The following is a 16,225-nucleotide window of genomic DNA, read 5'->3' as shown; positions in this document are numbered from 1 at the left end:
ACTCACGACGCCTCCTGAGCGGTGAACTGTGACGCGACGATCTCCGCGTAGGTGGGACAGGTCTCGAGTAGTCGGTGATGAGTGCCGATCCCGACGACGCGGCCGTCGTCGAGCACGATGATCTGGTCGGCGTCGATGATGGTCGACACCCGCTGTGCGACGACGATGACGCAGGCGTCGCGGGTGACGGGCTTCAGCGCGGCACGCAGCCGGGCGTCGGTGCCGAGGTCGAGTGCGGAGAACGAGTCGTCGAACAGATAGATCTCGGCGTTGCGGACAAGAGCGCGGGCGATGGCGATGCGCTGGCGTTGACCGCCGGAGAGGTTGGCGCCGCCCTGTGCGATGGGTGTATCGAGCCCGGTGGGCGCGGCCTTCACGAAATCGGCTGCCTGCGCGACCTCCAGGGACCGCCACAGCTCGGCGTCGGTGGCGTCGGGGTTGCCGTAGCGGAGGTTGGTGGCGATGGTGCCGGAGAACAGGAACGGCTTCTGGGGGATCAGGCCGATCGAGCTTCGCAGCCGTGTCGCGTCCAGCCGCCGGACGTCGGCCGCACCGACCCGCACCTGCCCGTCGGTGGCGTCGATGAGTCGCGGGATCAGGTTGAGGAGCGTGGACTTGCCTGCACCCGTTCCGCCGATGATCGCGGTTGTCATGCCTGGTTCGGCGAGGAAGCTGATGTCACGCAGAACCGGTTCGTCGGCGCCCTGGAAGGAGAAGGACACGTTCCGCATCTCGACGATGCCGCGGGCACGCCACGTCTCGAGTTCCCGGTCGGGCTCGCTCACCGACGGTTCGGTGTCCAGCACTTCGGAGATGCGTTCGGCGCAGACCGACGCCCGCGGCAGCAGCACCGTCATCACCGTCACCATCATCACGGACATCAGGATCTGCATGATGTAGGTCAGCACCGCGGTGAGCGCGCCGATCTCCATCTTGCCCTGGTCGATGAGGTGGGCGCCGAGCCACAGCACGGAGATGCTCGTCAGGTTCGCGATCATGAGGACCGCGGGGCTCATGAACGCCATCAGTCGGCCGACCCGGAGCGCCACCGCCACGAGGCTGTCGTTGGTCTCGCCGAACCGCTGCACCTCGTCGCGCTCCCGCACGAACGCCCGCACCACCCGGATGCCGGTGATCTGCTCGCGCAACACCCGGTTGATCGCGTCGATCCGGACCTGCATGGACCGGAACTCGGGGACCATCTTCCGCACCACCAGGAACATGGTCAGGGCCAGCACCGGCACGGCGACGGCGAGCACCCAGGCCAGGCCCTGCGACTGCTCGATCGACATAACGACGCCACCGATGCACATGATCGGTGCCGCGACGAGGATCGTGCAGGAGATGACGACGACCATCTGGATCTGCTGGACGTCGTTGGTGTTCCGGGTGATCAGCGACGGTGCGCCGAACAGACCGACCTCCCGTGACGAGAAGTCGCCGACCCGGTACATGACGGCGCGGCGCAGGTCCCGGCCGAGACCGATCGCCGCGCGGGCGCCGAAATAGACGGCGCCGATGCTGCAGACGATCTGCAGGCCGGTGATCAGCAGCATGACGCCGCCGGTGGACAGGACGACACTCGTATCACCCTTGGTGACTCCGTCGTCGATGATCCTCGCGTTGAGGGTCGGCAGATAGAGCGACGCCATCGTGGAGATCAACTGCAGTGCGATCACACCAGCAAGTTCGGCCCGGTACGGCCGCAGGTAAGTCCGCAGCAGGGAGTACAGCATAGTGACCGAGGCTACCAACCAGCCTGTTTGCAGGCCGGTTACCGGTCGTGTACTCGGCTCACGATCTTGCCGCGGTCAACCGTCAACGACGACGCCACGCCTCCGGGTCAGCTGTCAGTTTGCCGACGAAGTCGGGAAGCGCACCCGACGCGACGTCCGCGATCGTCACCGCTTCGAGGACCGCGCGCAGATTCACCCGGACCGCGATCCACACGTCCCGCAACGGCTTCGCGGGCCCGCCGTACTCGACCTCCTCCGGACGTTCCCCTCGGACGGAGGCGAGCGGCCCCTCGATCGCGCGGATGACGTCGGCGACGGCGATCTCCTCCGGGGGCCGCGCGAGCCAGTAGCCGCCGTCCGGTCCGCGACGACTCTGCACCAGCTCGGCGCGCCGGAGGTCGCCGAGGACGGCCTCGAGAAACTTGTGCGGGATGGACTGGGCAGCCGCGAGGTGCTCGGCCTTGACCGGCGGGGAATCGGCCGCGGCGATCTCGACGAGGGTGCGCACGGCGTAGTCGACCTTCGCGCTGATGTGCACCGATCACTCCTCGTCGCCGGGCCCGGTCGGGCGTCGCGGGAAATTCCTATCACGGGGGTATGGAATCGCCAAGAGTTTCGTCACGACGGATTGACAGCATCTGCCCTGCACTGCGAACCTGAACGCATGTCCGGTCTGCCCACGCTCACGGTTCGACGCCACGTCGACCTTCTGCGTGTCGCCGGTGCGCTCTGTACGTAGGTAGTGCCCCAACACTTCCCGCACACACCGCACCCTCCTCGACTCCGGAGACCCCATGAGCGTCGATCTGCACTGGTTCCTGCCCACCGCCGGCGACGGCCGCGGCATCGTGGACAACTCGAACTCCTCGAACGCCGACCCTCGCACCGCGGGCGAACGCGCACCCACCCTCGACTATCTGACCCAGGTCGCGCGTGCCGCCGAGGCGGCCGGGTTCACCGGCGTCCTCACCCCTACTGGGACCCACTGCGAGGATGCGTGGCTGACGACGGCAGCACTGATCCCGCTGACGACCCGGCTCAAGTTCCTCGTCGCGTTCCGGCCCGGCGCCATCTCCCCGACCCTGGCCGCGCAGATGGCGTCGAGCTTCCAGCGCCTCTCGGGTGGGCGACTGCTGCTCAACGTGGTGACCGGCGGCGACTCGATCGAGCAGCAGCAGTTCGGCGACTGGCTGACCAAGGACCAGCGGTACGCCCGGACCGCCGAGTTCATGCAGGCACTGCGCGGCGCCTGGGGCGACGCCCCGTTCGACTTCGCGGGCGAGCACTACACCCTCGCGGGTGCGACGACCTCAGCGCCGCCGAACCCGGTGCCGCCGTTGTACTTCGGTGGATCCTCCGCGGCCGCGCTTCCCGTCGCCGGCAGGCACGCCGACGTCTACCTCACCTGGGGTGAGCCGCCCGCCGCCGTTGCCGCGAAGATCGCTGCCGTTCGCACGGAAGCCGAACGCGCCGGCCGCACAATCCGATTCGGGATCCGGTTGCACGTGATCACCCGCGACACCTCCGCCGAGGCGTGGGCGGTGACCGAGACGATGCTCGCCGGACTCGATCCCGATGCGATCGCCGCCACCGCGGCCCGATTCGCGAACGCCGAATCGGAGGGGCAGCGCCGGATGACCGCCCTGCATGCGGGCAGTACCGCGAATCTGGAAATCGCCCCGAACCTGTGGGCCGGCGTCGGGTTGGTCCGGGGCGGTGCGGGTACCGCGCTGGTCGGTAGCCACACCGAGGTCGCGGACCGCATCGAGGAGTACCACGCGGCAGGCATCGACGAGTTCGTCCTCTCCGGGTACCCGCACGTCGAGGAGGCGTTCTGGTTCGGCGAGGGTGTTCGGCCGATCCTGGCCCGCCGCGGTCTGCTCGCGGACACTCCGACGCTCGTCAACGCGTAGCCGGTGACGTGACTGCGCCGTCGGGCAGTCCCGCGACGACCGCGCCGACGTTGTGCCGACTCGTGCTGCCCTGCTCGAGGTACTCGCTGTGACCACGGGATTCACCGCCGAACGGCCCGTCGTTCGTGGCCAGGGCGGTGACCCCGGGCAGGGTGCTGGGGTCGGGTCCGTACGCGCCGAGATCCGCGACCACGTCACCGTCTGCCTCGCCGACGTAGACGTGCCCTGGGGGTAGGCCGAGGTCGGCGACGTCACCGGTGCCGACGCCCGGCGAACCGAGGAACACCGCGTCGTCGACGGCGATGTCACCTGTCTGCAGTGCGATCCCGGTCGTCGTCGACCCGTAGGAGTGTCCGACCGCCGTCAGGTGCACACCGTCCGGCCGCGACGCATCCAGTCCGCGGGTGAAGTCCCCGAGGCCGGCCGCTCCGGACCGGGCCGCAGCGGTGAGGCCGAGGTCGACGACGGCGTCCCGGACCGCGCCCGCGGGGTCGTCCGCCGAGACCTGCGGCGGCCGATAGTCGAGCCACACGACGGCCGCCACCGTCTCGTCGGCGCGTCCGGCGTCGACCAGTTGACGCTGTGCGTCGTCGCGGAGTCCGGCGACGGCGTCCGAGGCGGAGTCCAGATCGTCGCGCACCGTGGTGTTGAGTCCCGGCGTGTAGACCGCGACGTGGTCGGCGGTATCGACGTTTCCGACGGCGACGGCCGCTCGGATCTCCTCGCCTCCCCCGCGGTAGACGAGCAGCCTGCGGTCCGGGTCCGCGATCGCCGCGGCGACTGCGTCGAGTTCCTCGAGCCGCGCACGCGCAGCCGATGCTCGGATCAGCGCGAGTTTCCCTGCTGTGCCCGATGTTTCCCGATACAGACCCTGCTGCTCGATTCGCTCCAGCAGTTGCGTGCACTCGCGGCGATCGGCGTCGAGCACCGCCCGGTTGGCGGCGTCCCGAACCCTCCCGGGAAGTCCGTCGAGATTGCCGACCCGGGCGGGATGCTGCGCCAGGACGGTGCGGCGCTGGTCCTCGGTGAGCCCGGTCCAGTACCGCGCGTTCTCGTCGGCTGTCGACCCCACCGGCGGCGCGGCGGGGTCGCCGACGATCTCCCGCAGCGCGAGCGCCAACGCCCTGTCCGCCGCGTCGACCGCGTCCAGCGCGGCGGCGATCCGCGCGTCGTACCACCTGGCGCACTCCCCCACCAGGATCCGAATGACGTTCGCGGACAGGGAGACACCAACCCACGGCAGGACCGGGGCTGTGACGCGGCCACTGTCGGAGACCACGAATCCGAGCCTCTCCGCCGCCTCGTCCGCCACGCCCAACGCGACCTCGCGCGCCGCACCGATCTCGGCGGACCCCGACCGCAGTGCAGCCGCGGCAGCCTCCCAGTCCCCGAACAGTGTTGCCGCGACACTGCGTTCGCGGTCCGAGCGGTCCACCGCCGCGGCCGCTGCGACCCCGGACCAGACGGTGTCGCGGACCCGCGTGTCTGCGACGTCCACCGCCGCGAACAGTGCCGTCGCCTCCGCGTCGAGGTCGCGTGCCCGACGCTCGAGATCGGCCGGCTCCCACGCGCGCAGCGCGGTCAGTGTGGGACGCATCAGATGCCTGCCAGCAGCGCGGCGGTCGCCTCGTCCGTGCCGGCGTATCGGGTCGCCGAGTCGGCAGCCGCGACGGACATCGCCCGCAGCCGCAGTGCCGTCTCCGACACCACGCGACCCGTCACCGGCGACAGCTCCGCCAACACGGCCGCCGTGTCCGATCCCGGCAGCGCCGCCGCCGACGCGTCGATCGGCGTCATCGGGTCGGTTTCCGCGACGCGTTCCGCCGCGGTCACCAGCTCGCCTGTCAACGCGCGCACCCCGGCGATGTCGACGGTCATCTCCACTGTCATGTCGCTCCCCCTGATCTCGGTGACCTCTGATCCACCCGGGACGCTAACCGCATTGCGACCACCGGCCGGGCAGTCCACAGGCTGCTGTCCACAGGGGAACCGGATGCGGCAGCGCTGCGTCACACAGGTTCGGGCGATTGCCGGATCCGGGGCGGTCGGCGGGTCCACACTGCTTACATGTTTGATCTGCCCGACGTGTGGAACTCCCTGCCGGTGCCGCTGCGCGACCCCGTTGCCCTCGCGATTCCGTTCTTCGTGCTCTTCCTCGCAATCGAGTGGATCGCGGCGCGGCACCTCACCGAACCGCAGACCGACGACGCCGGGCGCACGCATCCCCCGGAGGGCGGCTACGAGCAGCGGGATGCGCGAGCGAGCGTCTCCATGGGCCTGGTGTCGGTGGCGACCAGCGCCGCATGGAAGGCGCTCGCCCTGGTCGCGTACGCGGCGATCTACGCGTACCTCGCGCCGTGGCACCTGCCGGTGGACGCCTGGTACACGTGGGTGATCCTGATCGTCGGCGTCGACTTCCTCTTCTACTGGTATCACCGGATCGCGCACCGGGTCCGGATCGTGTGGGCGACCCATCAGGCGCATCACTCCAGCGAGTACTACAACTTCGCGACCGCGCTGCGCCAGAAGTGGAACAACAGCGGCGAGATCGTCATGTGGATCCCCTTGCCGCTCATCGGCATCCCACCGTGGATGGTGTTCGTCGGATTCAGCGTCAACCTGGTGTTTCAATTCTTCGTGCACACCGAGCACGTCGACCGCCTGCCCCGGCCGATCGAGTACGTCTTCAACACGCCGTCACACCATCGGGTGCATCACGGCTGCGACCCCGAATACCTGGACCGGAACTACGGCGGAATCCTCATCCTCTGGGACCGGATGTTCGGCACCTACCGGGAGGAGACGCACCGGCCCACGTACGGGCTGACGAAACCCGTCGGCACCTACAACATCCTCACGCTGCAGGGCCACGAGTACGCCGCGATAGGGCGCGACGTCGCCGCCGCCGACACCTGGCGGCACAAGTTCGGCTACGTGTTCGGCCCGCCCGGGTGGAAACCTACTTCTGCAGACTGACGAGGAAGTCGACGGTGCCTGCCCCGTCGACGGTGACGAATCCGAGCGACGGCGGCGTGACACCGAAGTCGGTCCACGTGACGGGGATCGAACCGGACGCGATCAGGTCCGTTCCCGACCGCAGGACCTCGACGTCGACGGTGACGGGACGGGTGACGCCCTTCAGCGTCAGCGTGCCGGTCGCGGTGACGTTCGCGGTGCTGCCGTCGGTGGGGACGCCCGCCAGGTCGACGGGGCCGTCCAGGGTGAATGTCGCGGTCGGAAACTCGTCGGTGTTCATGACCATGCCCCGGAACTGCCCGTCGCGGCGCGAGTTGTCGGTCGCGATCGACGCGACCTGAACCGTGACGTCGGCGGCCGTCAACTTGTCCGCGTCCACCGTCGCGCTGCCCGAGACCTCACCGGTGCTGCCGACGACGGTCACGCTGGCGCCGTTGAGGATCTCGTGCACCGTGTAGCCGGCCGCCGTCGTGTTGGGGTCCGCCCCCGGCACGACGGTCCACTGGCCGTTGACGTCGCCCTCCGCGGCCTGCGCCCCCGACGTGGACACCGCCGCGGCGGGCGCGTCGTCCTCGGCGATCCAGGTCCCGTAGATCCACGGGCCGGCGGCGACCGCCAGCACCGCGAGCACCGCTATGCCTCCGATGATCCACCACCGCTTGACCATGACGGCAAGAGTAGGGGCACCCCGGCCTACGCGCCGGGGACGACGATCAGCAGTTGTCGTACACCCACTCGCCGTCGACGTACCGCCACGTCATCGGCGCCTTGTTGCCCTTCCCGTCGAAGGAGGTCGCGACCACGGTCGCCGAGTCGCCGTCCATGGTGATGGCGAGTTCCTGCGGACCGGAGAAGTCGCGGCCCTCGTACGCCTTCGCGGCAGCCGCGGCGTAGTCCTCGCGGGTGAACATGTCCTGGCACCGCTGCGACAGGTGGTCGTAGTCCGTGGTCCAGTCGGCCGTCTGCAACCGGGAGTACTGGGCGTCGAGAGCGGCGCGCAGACTGTCCTCGGTCGGCGCTGCCGACGAGTCGTCCGACGAACATCCGGTCAACGCCAACATCGCCGCACCGGCGAGCGAGATCACGATCGAAGCCTTCATCATCGGGACATGGTTACCAGATCACCCGATCGCCCGTACCCGGTCCGACGAAATCCGTGAGCTACCTTCCAGATGCGGCACCAACCACCCCGGTCGTCGTTGGCTGAGGGGCAACGTCGGTCTCGGCCGTATCCGTGCTCGGCGTGGGTGCGGCCGAGGTTGTCGGCGACGTCGTGACGGCAGACTCGGTGACGGGCTTCGTCGCGGCGGGGTCCGCGGTCACCTCGGGCTTCGCGCTGAGGAGCAGAGCCGGCGATTGCCCTTGCTCGTACTTGCGCAGAGCGTCCTCGAGGCGAGCGGCTTCTTCCTCGTCGGTGCGGATCCAGCGGTTCCAGGTGTGAGCACCGGCGGTGTAGATGACATCGACCGGCAGACCGAGGATCGCGGCCTGGGCGTTGAGCAACACCGCCGACGTGAAGGAGGCGAGTTCCAGGACGCCACCGATGGCCACATGCGCGATGCCGCCCTGTGCGATCATCTCGTCCCACTCGGCCTTGGAGGCGACCAGACCGTTGCCGGTGGAGACGATGATCGTCTGCCCGTTGGCCTTCGCCTCGGCGATCCGGGCCGCGACGTCGTTGTCGCCCCACGTGTTGCCGGGCAGGAAGGGGTTGCCCCACATGGCGTCGAACCCGTTGGACACGCCGTGACGCGAGGACAGGGTGAGCGGGACCGCGAGGTATCCCAGGAGACTGTCGGTCTGGTAGTAGCCGGATCGCGACACCGCGACCGAGAACACCTCCGGATACTTCAGTGCCAGATTGACGGCCTGCCCGCCGGCGATCGAGAGCCCGGACACGGCATTCCCGGAGGTCCCGATGTCGAAGCGTTCGTTCAGGAACACCGGAAGTTCCTCACCGACAAAGGTTTCCCACTGCGGGGTGAAGGTGTTCCCTTCGTAGGTGGTGAGGGGTTTGCCGTCGGTGCCGACCGGGGTCGACTGCCAGTTCGACGTCCATGTCTTCGCTGAATCGGGGATGGCCACGAGGTTGTACTCGGTGCCGTAGAGCTCGCCCCGGCCATTGGCGCTGGGGTCGCTGAGGGTACCCAGGAAGTAGGCGGCCTGTTCGGATCCTCCGGCCTGCCTGTCGGAGGGCCGGATCTTCACGGTTACCGACGTCTGCATCGAGTCCGACCACACCCAGCAGGTCTGGATGTTCTGAGCGCGTTCGTTGTCGTCGGTGTACGCGCATCCGTCGCGGACGGTGGTCGGGGCGACCGCGTAGGCCGGTCCTGCCGTTGCGGCGCCGAGACCGATCGCGGTGGCCAGGGTCACGGCGGCGAGTGCACCGCGTCGGCGTGCGGTCCGTGTAGTCATGGATGTCGGGTGGACCCGAGATGACGCCCAGTCAGTCGAAGACATTAGGGAAGCCTAACCAATCCTGGTTGGGCTGGAGGATGTGGGTCCCCCACGGGCGCGCCACGTCGCGGCTCCGATCGGAGAGACGACGTAGTAGTCGCAGGGGCCAGGCACACAAAAAAAGCTCCCCACCTGCGTACACAGGCGGGGAGCTTTGGCGGTGGCGGAGGGATTTGAACCCTCGGACGGGGGTTACCCGTCACACGCTTTCGAGGCGTGCTCCTTAGGCCGCTCGGACACGCCACCGCTGGTGACTTTACCCGACGCGCCCGCGCGAGCGTAAATCGGCAGGTCAGCCGCGCCTCACCCGAGGCGGTGGGTGCGGAAGAAGTCGTCGAGGAGGGCGGCGCAGTCGGCTTCGAGAACGCCCCCGCGTACCTCGGGGCGGTGCGTGAGCCTGCGGTCGCGGACCACGTCCCACAGCGAACCCACCGCTCCGGTCTTCGGCTCCCACGCCCCGAACACCACCCGCGAGACCCTGGCCAGCACCAACGCGCCCGCGCACATGGTGCACGGCTCCAACGTCACGGCCAGCGTCGCGCCCTCCAGCCGCCAGCCGTCACCGTGCACCGCCGCCGCCTGACGCAGTGCCAACACCTCGGCGTGTGCCGTCGGGTCGCCGGACGCCTCACGCGCGTTCGCGGCGCGGGCCAGTTCGCGTCCATCGGCGTCGAACACGACAGCGCCGACGGGAACGTCGGCCGGGTCGGCGCCCCGCGCCGCGGCAATGGCGGCTCGCACCATCGCCTCGTCACGCGCGAGCAGCGATGTCACCTCAGCGGGGCGTCGAGCACCGCCGACAGCTCGGAGCCGAACCCGAGGCGCTGCGCGATCATCGTCAACTGCTCGTCCGGGTACAGATCCGTCTCGGCGAGGATCACGCCGAGCACCGGTTCCGGCAGCCCCAGGTCCGACAGGACCGAGAGGTCGCCCTCCTCCCACGGCTCGATGTCGTCGAGGTCGTCGGTGTCGATGTCGGGGGTCTCGACGTTGAGCGCCTCGAGCACGTCGGCGGCGATGTCGTACTCCAGCGCCATCGTCGCGTCCGACAGCAACAGCCTCGTCCCCGTCGGCGCGGGACGCAGGATGACGAAGAACTCCTCGTCGATGTCGAGGAGTCCGAACACGGCACCCGACGCCCGCATCTCGAGAAGCTCCTTCTCGGCCTGCTCCAGGCTGGTCAGTGCCGCCGCGGTCAGCGCCGTGCACTTCCATTTCCCGTCGTCGAGCACCACTGCAACACCGACGCCGTCGAGGGCGTCGAATTGGTCGGACGAGGCATTGTTCCCCGCGCGTTGAGCAGCCATGCGGCAACCGTAGTCCGCGCGCGGCCCCGACATGAAGTTCGACGGCGCAAATGTGCCAACCTATCGGTGTGTCCGCTGAATCCAGTGCTCCTCCCGTGTGCGTCCTCGGACTCGGCCTGATCGGCGGTTCCGTGCTTCGAGCGGCGTCCGCGACGGGCCGGACCGCGTGGGGTTGGAACCGCTCCCCGGAGTCCGCCGCGCAGGCGCGCGCCGACGGCTTCGACGCGGGAACCGACCTGCGTGCCGCCCTCGACCGTGCTCGTGAGAGCAACGCGGTCGTCGTGGTCGCGGTGCCCGAACCCGCCCTCGACTCCGTCCTCACGCAGATCGCCGAGCACGCCCCCGACTGCACGCTCACCGACGTCGTCAGCGTCAAGGGCGCGGTCCTCGCCGCGGTCCGCAGGCACGGCCTGGCAGGCGGGTTCGTCGGCGGGCACCCGATGGCGGGGACCGCGCAGTCCGGGTGGCCTGCCGGCGATGCCGACCTCTTCCGAGGCGCCGTGTGGGTGGTTGCCGCCGAGGACGACACCGACCCCGACGCGTGGATGCGGGTCGCCCGACTCGCGCTCGACTGCGGCTCGGTCGTCGTCCCGGCAGGCGCCGACGAGCACGACTCCGCGGTCGCGCGGATCTCGCACCTGCCGCATCTGCTGGCCGAGGCACTCGCGGTGACCGCGGCGGCGGGCGGTGACCTCTCGCTCGCGTTGGCCGCGGGGTCCTACCGGGACGGCACCCGCGTCGCCGGCACCGCGCCCGCACTGGTCCGGGCGATGTGCGAGGCGAATGCGCAGGCGTTGACCGTGGCCCTCGACGAGGCGCTCGCCCTGCTCACGGATGCGCGCCGCGCTCTGCACGACACCGGCAGCACCGAGATCCTCGTCGATGCCGGGCACGCCGCGCGGACGCGCTACGACACCCTCGACCGGTGGGAGATCACGGACACGGCGATCGGCGAGTCCGGTTGGGCGAGCGCGCTGCGTGACGCCGGACGTCGCGGCGGCGTGATCCGCGCGGTCCCGGCCGCGCGACCATGAGTGCGCGTCAGATCCGCTCGGCGAGCCCCGGGTAGTCGACGATGAAACCCTGGCCGTCGACGGTGATCGTCGAACTCGACACCGGGGACAGGACCTGGATGCCGTCGGGTCCGGAACTGTAGGTCAGATCCGCCGCGCGGACGCTGAGGTCGGGCAGATACACGTACACGACCGGGACCTGATGGTTCTCGGCGTTGTGCTGCATCGCGAACCGCCGGATCGGCAGCGTATTGAAGAAGGGGCTGAGCACGACGTCGACGTCGAGCGCGCCACCAAAACCGGACCGGTGGTGGTTCGTGCCGTCCTCGACCATCCAATAGCCCTCGGCGTCCCGGCTGATCGAGACGTGCCGCTCACCCGAGGCGAGGCTCGTCCGCACCGACAGTCGACGCGTCACGCCGGCCTCGTCGGTGACGAGGTCGTAGGACGCGCTGAAGGCCGGGTGGTCGGCGCACTCGCCACCGATGATGCGTCCGGACGCCTTGATCCGGTTGCCCACCAACTGCACTCGCACCGACTCCATCCGAGGGGCATTGTGCGCCCGCCAGGTGAGTACCGCCGGCCACACGGTGTCGTCGCGCTGTGCTGGATTGGTCACCTGTCTACGGTAAGCGACGCCGCCCCGATCAGCAGCCGAGGTGCCGTGTCTCACCGGACGCGTCGCCCGCGACGCGGTCGCATGTGCCGCTGCGCGCGACGCGGAGGCATTGTGCCCCATCCACTCCCCCTGCGGCCGGGAATGACGAAACCTGTCCGCGTCATAACGCCCTGGTCACAGAATGACATTGATCGGATGACAGCCCCAGGAGGAATTCGATGGCCGACAATCAAGAGATCTGGTCAGCCGAAGCCCGCAGAGTCCTGATCGAGGTGGCAGGTACCTATCAGCGCACCCTCACCTATCAGGAACTCGCCGACGAGATCCAGGAGCGATCCGGCGTCCGCACCCGCAACCTGTTGCAGAACTGGATCGGCAAGACCCTCAGCCGCGTCGGCGGCGAATGCGCCGCTCGAGGCGAACCACTGCTGTCCGCGCTGTGCATCAGCGTCAACGGCACGGTCGGTGAGGGCTACGCGAAGTCGGTCAGCGCGACGTACGGCTTCGTCCCCAACGATCTCGAACAGCACGCTGCGGAGGAACGCCTCAGCTGCTACCGGCATTTCGGCGCGGTCGACCTGCCCGCCGACGGTGGCATCGCGACACTGGCACCGAGCGTCGTGCTGGCGCGGGCGAAGGCGCAGAAGCGCGACCGCAGCAGGCGACGCGAACTCGTCACCACGTGCGGTGACTGCTTCCAGGTGCAGTCGCTGACCGGGACGTGCGGCTGCAGTTGGTGACCCGCGCGCCGCTCCCGTTGTCGCCGACATCCGAGCGGGGCTAGCGTCCAAGGCGTACCACGTAGCGGCCTCGCACCTCCCGGCCGACCTCCGGCCCGGCGCGACCGCGGGAAAGGTGCGTCGCATGAAGGCCATCCAGTACACCACCATCGGCGCCGAACCCGAGGTGACCGAGATCGAGAAGCCGTCACCGGGTCCCGGTGAGGTGCTCCTCAAGGTCACCGCGGCCGGCGTCTGCCACTCGGACGACTTCATCATGAGTCTGCCCGAGGAGCGGTACGTCTACGGCCTACCCCTCACCCTCGGCCACGAGGGCGCCGGGACCGTCGCCGAACTCGGCGACGGTGTGTCCGGAATCGACATCGGCACCAACGTCGTGGTGTACGGGCCGTGGGGCTGCGGGACCTGCTGGCACTGCGCCCGCGGCGAGGAGAACTACTGTTCCCGCGCCGCGGAACTCGGCATCATGCCGCCCGGACTCGGTTCACCGGGTGCGCTCGCCGAGTACATGATCATCGACTCACCACGGCACCTCGTTCCGATCGGCGACCTCGACCCGGTGGCGACCGTTCCCCTCACCGACGCAGGTCTGACGCCGTACCACGCGATCAAGAGGTCGCTGCACAAGTTGCGAGGCGGCTCGACGGCGGTGGTGATCGGTACCGGCGGCCTCGGCCACGTCGCGATCGAACTCCTGCGGCACCTGTCCCCCGCCCGCGTCGTCGCACTCGACATCACCGAGGACAAGCTGGAGTTCGCACGGTCGGTCGGCGCGCACGAGGCCGTGCTGTCCGACAAGGACGCCGTCGACAACGTCCGCAAGATCACCGGCGCCGCCGGCGCCGCCCTGGTCCTCGACTTCGTCGGATACCAGCCGACCATCGACATCGCCATGGGCGTCGCGGGCGTCGCGTCCGACGTGACCATCGTCGGACTCGGCGACTTCGTCGCACACGCCAAGGTCGGGTTCGGTCAGAGTCCCTACGAAGCGGCGGTCACCTCGCCGTACTGGGGGTCGCGCAGCGAACTGATCGAACTGATCGACCTCGCGCACCAGGGCGTGTTCGACATCGCCGTCGAGCGGTTCACCCTCGACGACGGGGTCGAGGCGTATCGCAGACTCGCCGCGGGCACCCTGCGAGGGCGCGCAGTCATCGTGCCGTGACCCAACCCTGCCACCTATCCGACCCACCCGGCATTCGCGCAGGTGACCGCGGACTTGTAGTCTTCGCGGCGTGAAATCTCGGGGCCCGGCCTTCGCGCGTATGCGCGGTGGCTTCGTGGGCGCCCTGTCCGCTGCGGTTGCGGTCGCCGCCCACGCGATGGGAGGCGGCGCCGCGCCGACGGAAAGCGCAGCGGTGCTGCTCGTCCTGGCGTGCGGCGCAGTCGGTGCGCTGGCGTCCACCGCCCGCGTCCGGACCGCCGAGCTGCCGTTCCTCGTCGGCTCCCTGACCGCGGGGCAGGCAGTCGGTCACGCTGCCCTCACCGCCGGAGCCCCCGCCCATCACGGCATGCAGCTGTCCCCCGCGATGCTCGCCGCGCACGCGGTCGCGGTCGTCGTGTGTGCTGTCGCGATCCGCGGTGGTCGGCGCGGCTGCGCCCTCGCCGCCGCGTCCCTGCACCGAATCCTCCCGGCACCGTTCGTGCCGCTTCCCGTCGCGATGCCGATCGACCGTCGCGTCACCGCGTACCGTCCCAGATTCGCACGCCGCATCCTCGTCGGTGCCCGTGTCGGCAGGCGAGGCCCGCCCCTCACCGCCTAGGGCACGTCGCCCGGTTCCCCGTTTCGGCCTCCCCGGCGCCTGATCGCCAGGGGCATCCGAGTGGTTCCGGAATCCCGCGCCCCCGCGCAAAACCCTGCTCGCCGAGTCGTTTCCGACCGGCGAGTCAGTTGCGCGCGCTCTCACACGACACCCTTGGCGGCGTCGCCGCCCGTGCGCCTTTGTGGTGGGCTCCGGCTCCCACAACGCGCACGAGCGCGCAGCGCCTGACGCGAATCGAGATACACCCATGTCTGCACCCGACATCGAACGCCCCTCCGCGGGCACGTCCCAGTCCGCCCCGCCCGGCCAGAAGCGGACCGTCCGCCCTCTGATGATGCGTCTGCACTTCTACGCGGGCATCCTCGTCGCGCCGTTCATCCTGATCGCCGCGATCACCGGCGGCCTCTACGCCGTCGCCCCCGCGATCGAGCAGATCGTCTACCGCGACTATCTGAGCGTCGACTACTCCGGAGCACCGAAACCGGTCGCCGACCAGATCCGCGCCGCGCAGCAGGTCCGGCCCGACCTGACCGTCTCCGCGGTGCGTCCCGCCCCGGAGGCCGGAGACACGACCCGGGTCCTGTTCACCGACCCGACGCTCGGCGAATCCGAGCGCCTCGCGGTGTTCGTCGACCCGTCCACCGCGCAACCGGTCGGTGAGCTGACCGTCTACGGCTCCAGCAGCGCCCTCCCGATGCGCACGTGGATCTCGCAGTTGCACCGGCATCTGCACCTCGGCGAGCCGGGACGCATCTACAGCGAGCTCGCCACGTCCTGGCTGTGGGTCATCGCGCTCGGCGGCCTCTACCTGTGGTGGGACCGCTACCGCAAGGCCAAGGCCCGCAACACCTCCGCTCGACTGCTCACCGTCGATCGGACGGCACAGGGCCGCGCTCGCACGGTGAACTGGCACGGCGCAGTCGGCGCCTGGATCGCCGTCGGTCTGGTGTTCCTCTCCGCGACCGGCCTGACGTGGTCGAAGTACGCGGGCGAGAACGTCTCCGACCTGCGCACCGCGCTGAGTTGGACCACGCCCTCGCTCGACAAGACGCTCGATGCCGGCGCTGTGGCCACAGGCGGGGGCGGACACGAGGGCCACGGCGGCGCGGCCCCTGCCGCATCCGACACCGGCATCGTCGACACCCACGTCGGGCAGATCGACAGCGTCCTCACCGTTGCACGCGAGAACGGCGTCGACAACGCCGTCGAGGCGTCCATCCCCGCGGACTCCTCGACGGCGTTCGCGGTGGCCGAGACGCGTCAGCCCTGGGTGATGAGCGCCGATTCGATCGCCGTCGACGGCACGACCGGTCAGGTCACCGACCAGCTGCGGTTCGCCGACTGGCCGATCGCGGCGAAGCTGACCGCGTGGGGCATCCAACTGCACATGGGTCTGCTGTTCGGCCTGCTCAACCAGCTCGCTCTCGCGGCGCTGGCCGTCGCGCTGGTGACGGTGATCGTGCGCGGGTACGTCATGTGGTGGCGTCGTCGCCCGACGCGCGGCTCCGACTGGGCCGTGGGGCGTCCTCCGCTGCGCGGCGCCCTGCGCCAGACCAACCCGGTCTTCGCGGTCGCGGTGGTGGCGGTGGCCGTCGCCGTCGGCTGGTTCATGCCGCTGCTGGGGCTGAGCCTGCTCGGCTTCCTCGTCGTGGACGCCGTCCTCGGTCTGCGGGCGCGCCTGCGCGCCTGACCTCTCGT

General features: G+C 69.6%; 18 protein-coding genes and 1 tRNA gene. 8 read left to right on the top strand and 11 right to left on the bottom strand.

Features of this window, described 5'->3' with window-relative positions; translation table 11 throughout:
* Positions 1-2 precede the first annotated feature (2 nt).
* Together RHCRD62_RS24480 and RHCRD62_RS24475 are read right to left on the bottom strand one after the other, a co-directional pair.
* Complete coding sequence (locus RHCRD62_RS24480) at positions 3-1,736, bottom strand: ABC transporter ATP-binding protein (protein ID WP_050067365.1); 1,734 nt, start codon at positions 1,734-1,736, stop codon at positions 3-5.
* Between the two features lie 82 nt (positions 1,737-1,818).
* On the bottom strand, positions 1,819-2,274 hold the full coding sequence (locus RHCRD62_RS24475) for an RrF2 family transcriptional regulator (protein ID WP_050067364.1): 456 nt from the start codon (positions 2,272-2,274) through the stop codon (positions 1,819-1,821).
* A 126-nt stretch (positions 2,275-2,400) separates the two neighbouring features.
* Between RHCRD62_RS24475 and RHCRD62_RS26775 the strand changes: the two genes are divergently transcribed.
* Complete coding sequence (locus RHCRD62_RS26775) at positions 2,401-2,475, top strand: putative leader peptide (protein WP_367379658.1); 75 nt, start codon at positions 2,401-2,403, stop codon at positions 2,473-2,475.
* 55 nt (positions 2,476-2,530) lie between these two features.
* Positions 2,531-3,649: an LLM class flavin-dependent oxidoreductase gene (locus RHCRD62_RS24470; protein ID WP_050067363.1), complete on the top strand. Its 1,119-nt coding sequence runs from the start codon at positions 2,531-2,533 to the stop codon at positions 3,647-3,649.
* Here RHCRD62_RS24470 and RHCRD62_RS24465 read toward each other — a convergent pair.
* Together RHCRD62_RS24465 and RHCRD62_RS24460 are read right to left on the bottom strand one after the other, a co-directional pair.
* The gene (locus RHCRD62_RS24465) at positions 3,639-5,246 is read right to left on the bottom strand and encodes an alpha/beta hydrolase (protein ID WP_050067362.1); all 1,608 of its coding nucleotides are present in this window, start codon (positions 5,244-5,246) and stop codon (positions 3,639-3,641) included. The two genes, RHCRD62_RS24470 and RHCRD62_RS24465, sit on opposite strands and share 11 nt — an antisense overlap.
* Positions 5,246-5,539: a hypothetical protein gene (locus RHCRD62_RS24460; RefSeq protein WP_050067361.1), complete on the bottom strand. Its 294-nt coding sequence runs from the start codon at positions 5,537-5,539 to the stop codon at positions 5,246-5,248. The genes RHCRD62_RS24465 and RHCRD62_RS24460 overlap by 1 nt, the downstream gene beginning before the upstream one ends.
* 177 nt (positions 5,540-5,716) lie before the next feature.
* On the opposite strand from RHCRD62_RS24460, the gene RHCRD62_RS24455 reads away from it, so the two are divergent.
* Positions 5,717-6,625, top strand: a complete 909-nt coding sequence (locus tag RHCRD62_RS24455; protein ID WP_050067360.1) for a sterol desaturase family protein — start codon at positions 5,717-5,719, stop codon at positions 6,623-6,625.
* Here the strand turns inward: RHCRD62_RS24455 and RHCRD62_RS24450 are convergent.
* The 6 genes from RHCRD62_RS24450 to RHCRD62_RS24425 all read right to left on the bottom strand — a co-directional run bounded on the left by RHCRD62_RS24450 (position 6,609) and on the right by RHCRD62_RS24425 (position 10,392).
* Entirely contained in the window at positions 6,609-7,292 is a 684-nt protein-coding gene (locus RHCRD62_RS24450; RefSeq protein ID WP_050067359.1) for a YceI family protein, read from the bottom strand. The two genes, RHCRD62_RS24455 and RHCRD62_RS24450, sit on opposite strands and share 17 nt — an antisense overlap.
* Positions 7,293-7,338: 46 nt before the next feature.
* Positions 7,339-7,728, bottom strand: a complete 390-nt coding sequence (locus RHCRD62_RS24445; protein ID WP_050067358.1) for a hypothetical protein — start codon at positions 7,726-7,728, stop codon at positions 7,339-7,341.
* 58 nt (positions 7,729-7,786) lie between these two features.
* The gene (locus tag RHCRD62_RS24440) at positions 7,787-9,043 is read right to left on the bottom strand and encodes an alpha/beta hydrolase-fold protein (protein ID WP_050067357.1); all 1,257 of its coding nucleotides are present in this window, start codon (positions 9,041-9,043) and stop codon (positions 7,787-7,789) included.
* Between the two features lie 197 nt (positions 9,044-9,240).
* Positions 9,241-9,331: transfer RNA gene (locus tag RHCRD62_RS24435), tRNA-Ser, on the bottom strand.
* 57 nt (positions 9,332-9,388) lie between these two features.
* Entirely contained in the window at positions 9,389-9,829 is a 441-nt protein-coding gene (locus tag RHCRD62_RS24430) for a nucleoside deaminase (RefSeq protein WP_050067455.1), read from the bottom strand.
* A 26-nt stretch (positions 9,830-9,855) separates the two neighbouring features.
* Positions 9,856-10,392 carry a tRNA adenosine deaminase-associated protein gene (locus tag RHCRD62_RS24425; protein WP_050067356.1) on the bottom strand — a complete coding sequence of 179 codons (537 nt, stop codon included), beginning with the start codon at positions 10,390-10,392 and terminating at the stop codon, positions 9,856-9,858.
* A gap of 50 nt (positions 10,393-10,442) precedes the next feature.
* Between RHCRD62_RS24425 and RHCRD62_RS24420 the strand changes: the two genes are divergently transcribed.
* Positions 10,443-11,426: a prephenate dehydrogenase gene (locus RHCRD62_RS24420; RefSeq protein WP_050067355.1), complete on the top strand. Its 984-nt coding sequence runs from the start codon at positions 10,443-10,445 to the stop codon at positions 11,424-11,426.
* 7 nt (positions 11,427-11,433) lie between these two features.
* Here the strand turns inward: RHCRD62_RS24420 and RHCRD62_RS24415 are convergent, their stop codons facing one another.
* Positions 11,434-12,024 (bottom strand): putative glycolipid-binding domain-containing protein, encoded by a 591-nt coding sequence (locus RHCRD62_RS24415; RefSeq protein ID WP_084734465.1) that lies wholly within the window; start codon positions 12,022-12,024, stop codon positions 11,434-11,436.
* Positions 12,025-12,242: 218 nt separating this feature from the next.
* Between RHCRD62_RS24415 and RHCRD62_RS24410 the strand changes: the two genes are divergently transcribed.
* The 4 genes from RHCRD62_RS24410 (at position 12,243) to RHCRD62_RS24395 (ending at position 16,217) form a co-directional block, all read left to right on the top strand.
* The gene (locus RHCRD62_RS24410) at positions 12,243-12,764 is read left to right on the top strand and encodes a hypothetical protein (protein WP_050067354.1); all 522 of its coding nucleotides are present in this window, start codon (positions 12,243-12,245) and stop codon (positions 12,762-12,764) included.
* Between the two features lie 124 nt (positions 12,765-12,888).
* Positions 12,889-13,929: an NAD(P)-dependent alcohol dehydrogenase gene (locus RHCRD62_RS24405; RefSeq protein ID WP_050067353.1), complete on the top strand. Its 1,041-nt coding sequence runs from the start codon at positions 12,889-12,891 to the stop codon at positions 13,927-13,929.
* Between the two features lie 70 nt (positions 13,930-13,999).
* The gene (locus RHCRD62_RS24400) at positions 14,000-14,527 is read left to right on the top strand and encodes a hypothetical protein (RefSeq protein ID WP_253277471.1); all 528 of its coding nucleotides are present in this window, start codon (positions 14,000-14,002) and stop codon (positions 14,525-14,527) included.
* 247 nt (positions 14,528-14,774) lie between these two features.
* Positions 14,775-16,217 (top strand): PepSY-associated TM helix domain-containing protein, encoded by a 1,443-nt coding sequence (locus tag RHCRD62_RS24395; RefSeq protein WP_050067351.1) that lies wholly within the window; start codon positions 14,775-14,777, stop codon positions 16,215-16,217.
* Positions 16,218-16,225: the final 8 nt, after the last annotated feature.

The organism is Rhodococcus sp. RD6.2 (genome assembly GCF_001040705.1).
GTDB lineage: Bacteria > Actinomycetota > Actinomycetes > Mycobacteriales > Mycobacteriaceae > Rhodococcus_G.
This window is presented reverse-complemented; position numbering and strand designations above follow the sequence as displayed.

Bases quoted from the DNA above. Each gene is read 5' to 3' on its own strand.
- RHCRD62_RS24480 (WP_050067365.1), bottom strand. From the start codon at position 1,736: ATGCTGTACTCCCTGCTGCGGACTTACCTGCGGCCGTACCGGGCCGAA.
- RHCRD62_RS24470 (WP_050067363.1), top strand. From the start codon at position 2,531: ATGAGCGTCGATCTGCACTGGTTCCTGCCCACCGCCGGCGACGGCCGC.
- RHCRD62_RS24465 (WP_050067362.1), bottom strand. From the start codon at position 5,246: ATGCGTCCCACACTGACCGCGCTGCGCGCGTGGGAGCCGGCCGATCTC.
- RHCRD62_RS24460 (WP_050067361.1), bottom strand. From the start codon at position 5,539: ATGACAGTGGAGATGACCGTCGACATCGCCGGGGTGCGCGCGTTGACA.
- RHCRD62_RS24455 (WP_050067360.1), top strand. From the start codon at position 5,717: ATGTTTGATCTGCCCGACGTGTGGAACTCCCTGCCGGTGCCGCTGCGC.
- RHCRD62_RS24450 (WP_050067359.1), bottom strand. From the start codon at position 7,292: ATGGTCAAGCGGTGGTGGATCATCGGAGGCATAGCGGTGCTCGCGGTG.
- RHCRD62_RS24445 (WP_050067358.1), bottom strand. From the start codon at position 7,728: ATGATGAAGGCTTCGATCGTGATCTCGCTCGCCGGTGCGGCGATGTTG.
- RHCRD62_RS24440 (WP_050067357.1), bottom strand. From the start codon at position 9,043: ATGACTACACGGACCGCACGCCGACGCGGTGCACTCGCCGCCGTGACC.
- RHCRD62_RS24430 (WP_050067455.1), bottom strand. From the start codon at position 9,829: ATGGTGCGAGCCGCCATTGCCGCGGCGCGGGGCGCCGACCCGGCCGAC.
- RHCRD62_RS24425 (WP_050067356.1), bottom strand. From the start codon at position 10,392: ATGGCTGCTCAACGCGCGGGGAACAATGCCTCGTCCGACCAATTCGAC.
- RHCRD62_RS24420 (WP_050067355.1), top strand. From the start codon at position 10,443: ATGTGCCAACCTATCGGTGTGTCCGCTGAATCCAGTGCTCCTCCCGTG.
- RHCRD62_RS24410 (WP_050067354.1), top strand. From the start codon at position 12,243: ATGGCCGACAATCAAGAGATCTGGTCAGCCGAAGCCCGCAGAGTCCTG.
- RHCRD62_RS24405 (WP_050067353.1), top strand. From the start codon at position 12,889: ATGAAGGCCATCCAGTACACCACCATCGGCGCCGAACCCGAGGTGACC.
- RHCRD62_RS24395 (WP_050067351.1), top strand. From the start codon at position 14,775: ATGTCTGCACCCGACATCGAACGCCCCTCCGCGGGCACGTCCCAGTCC.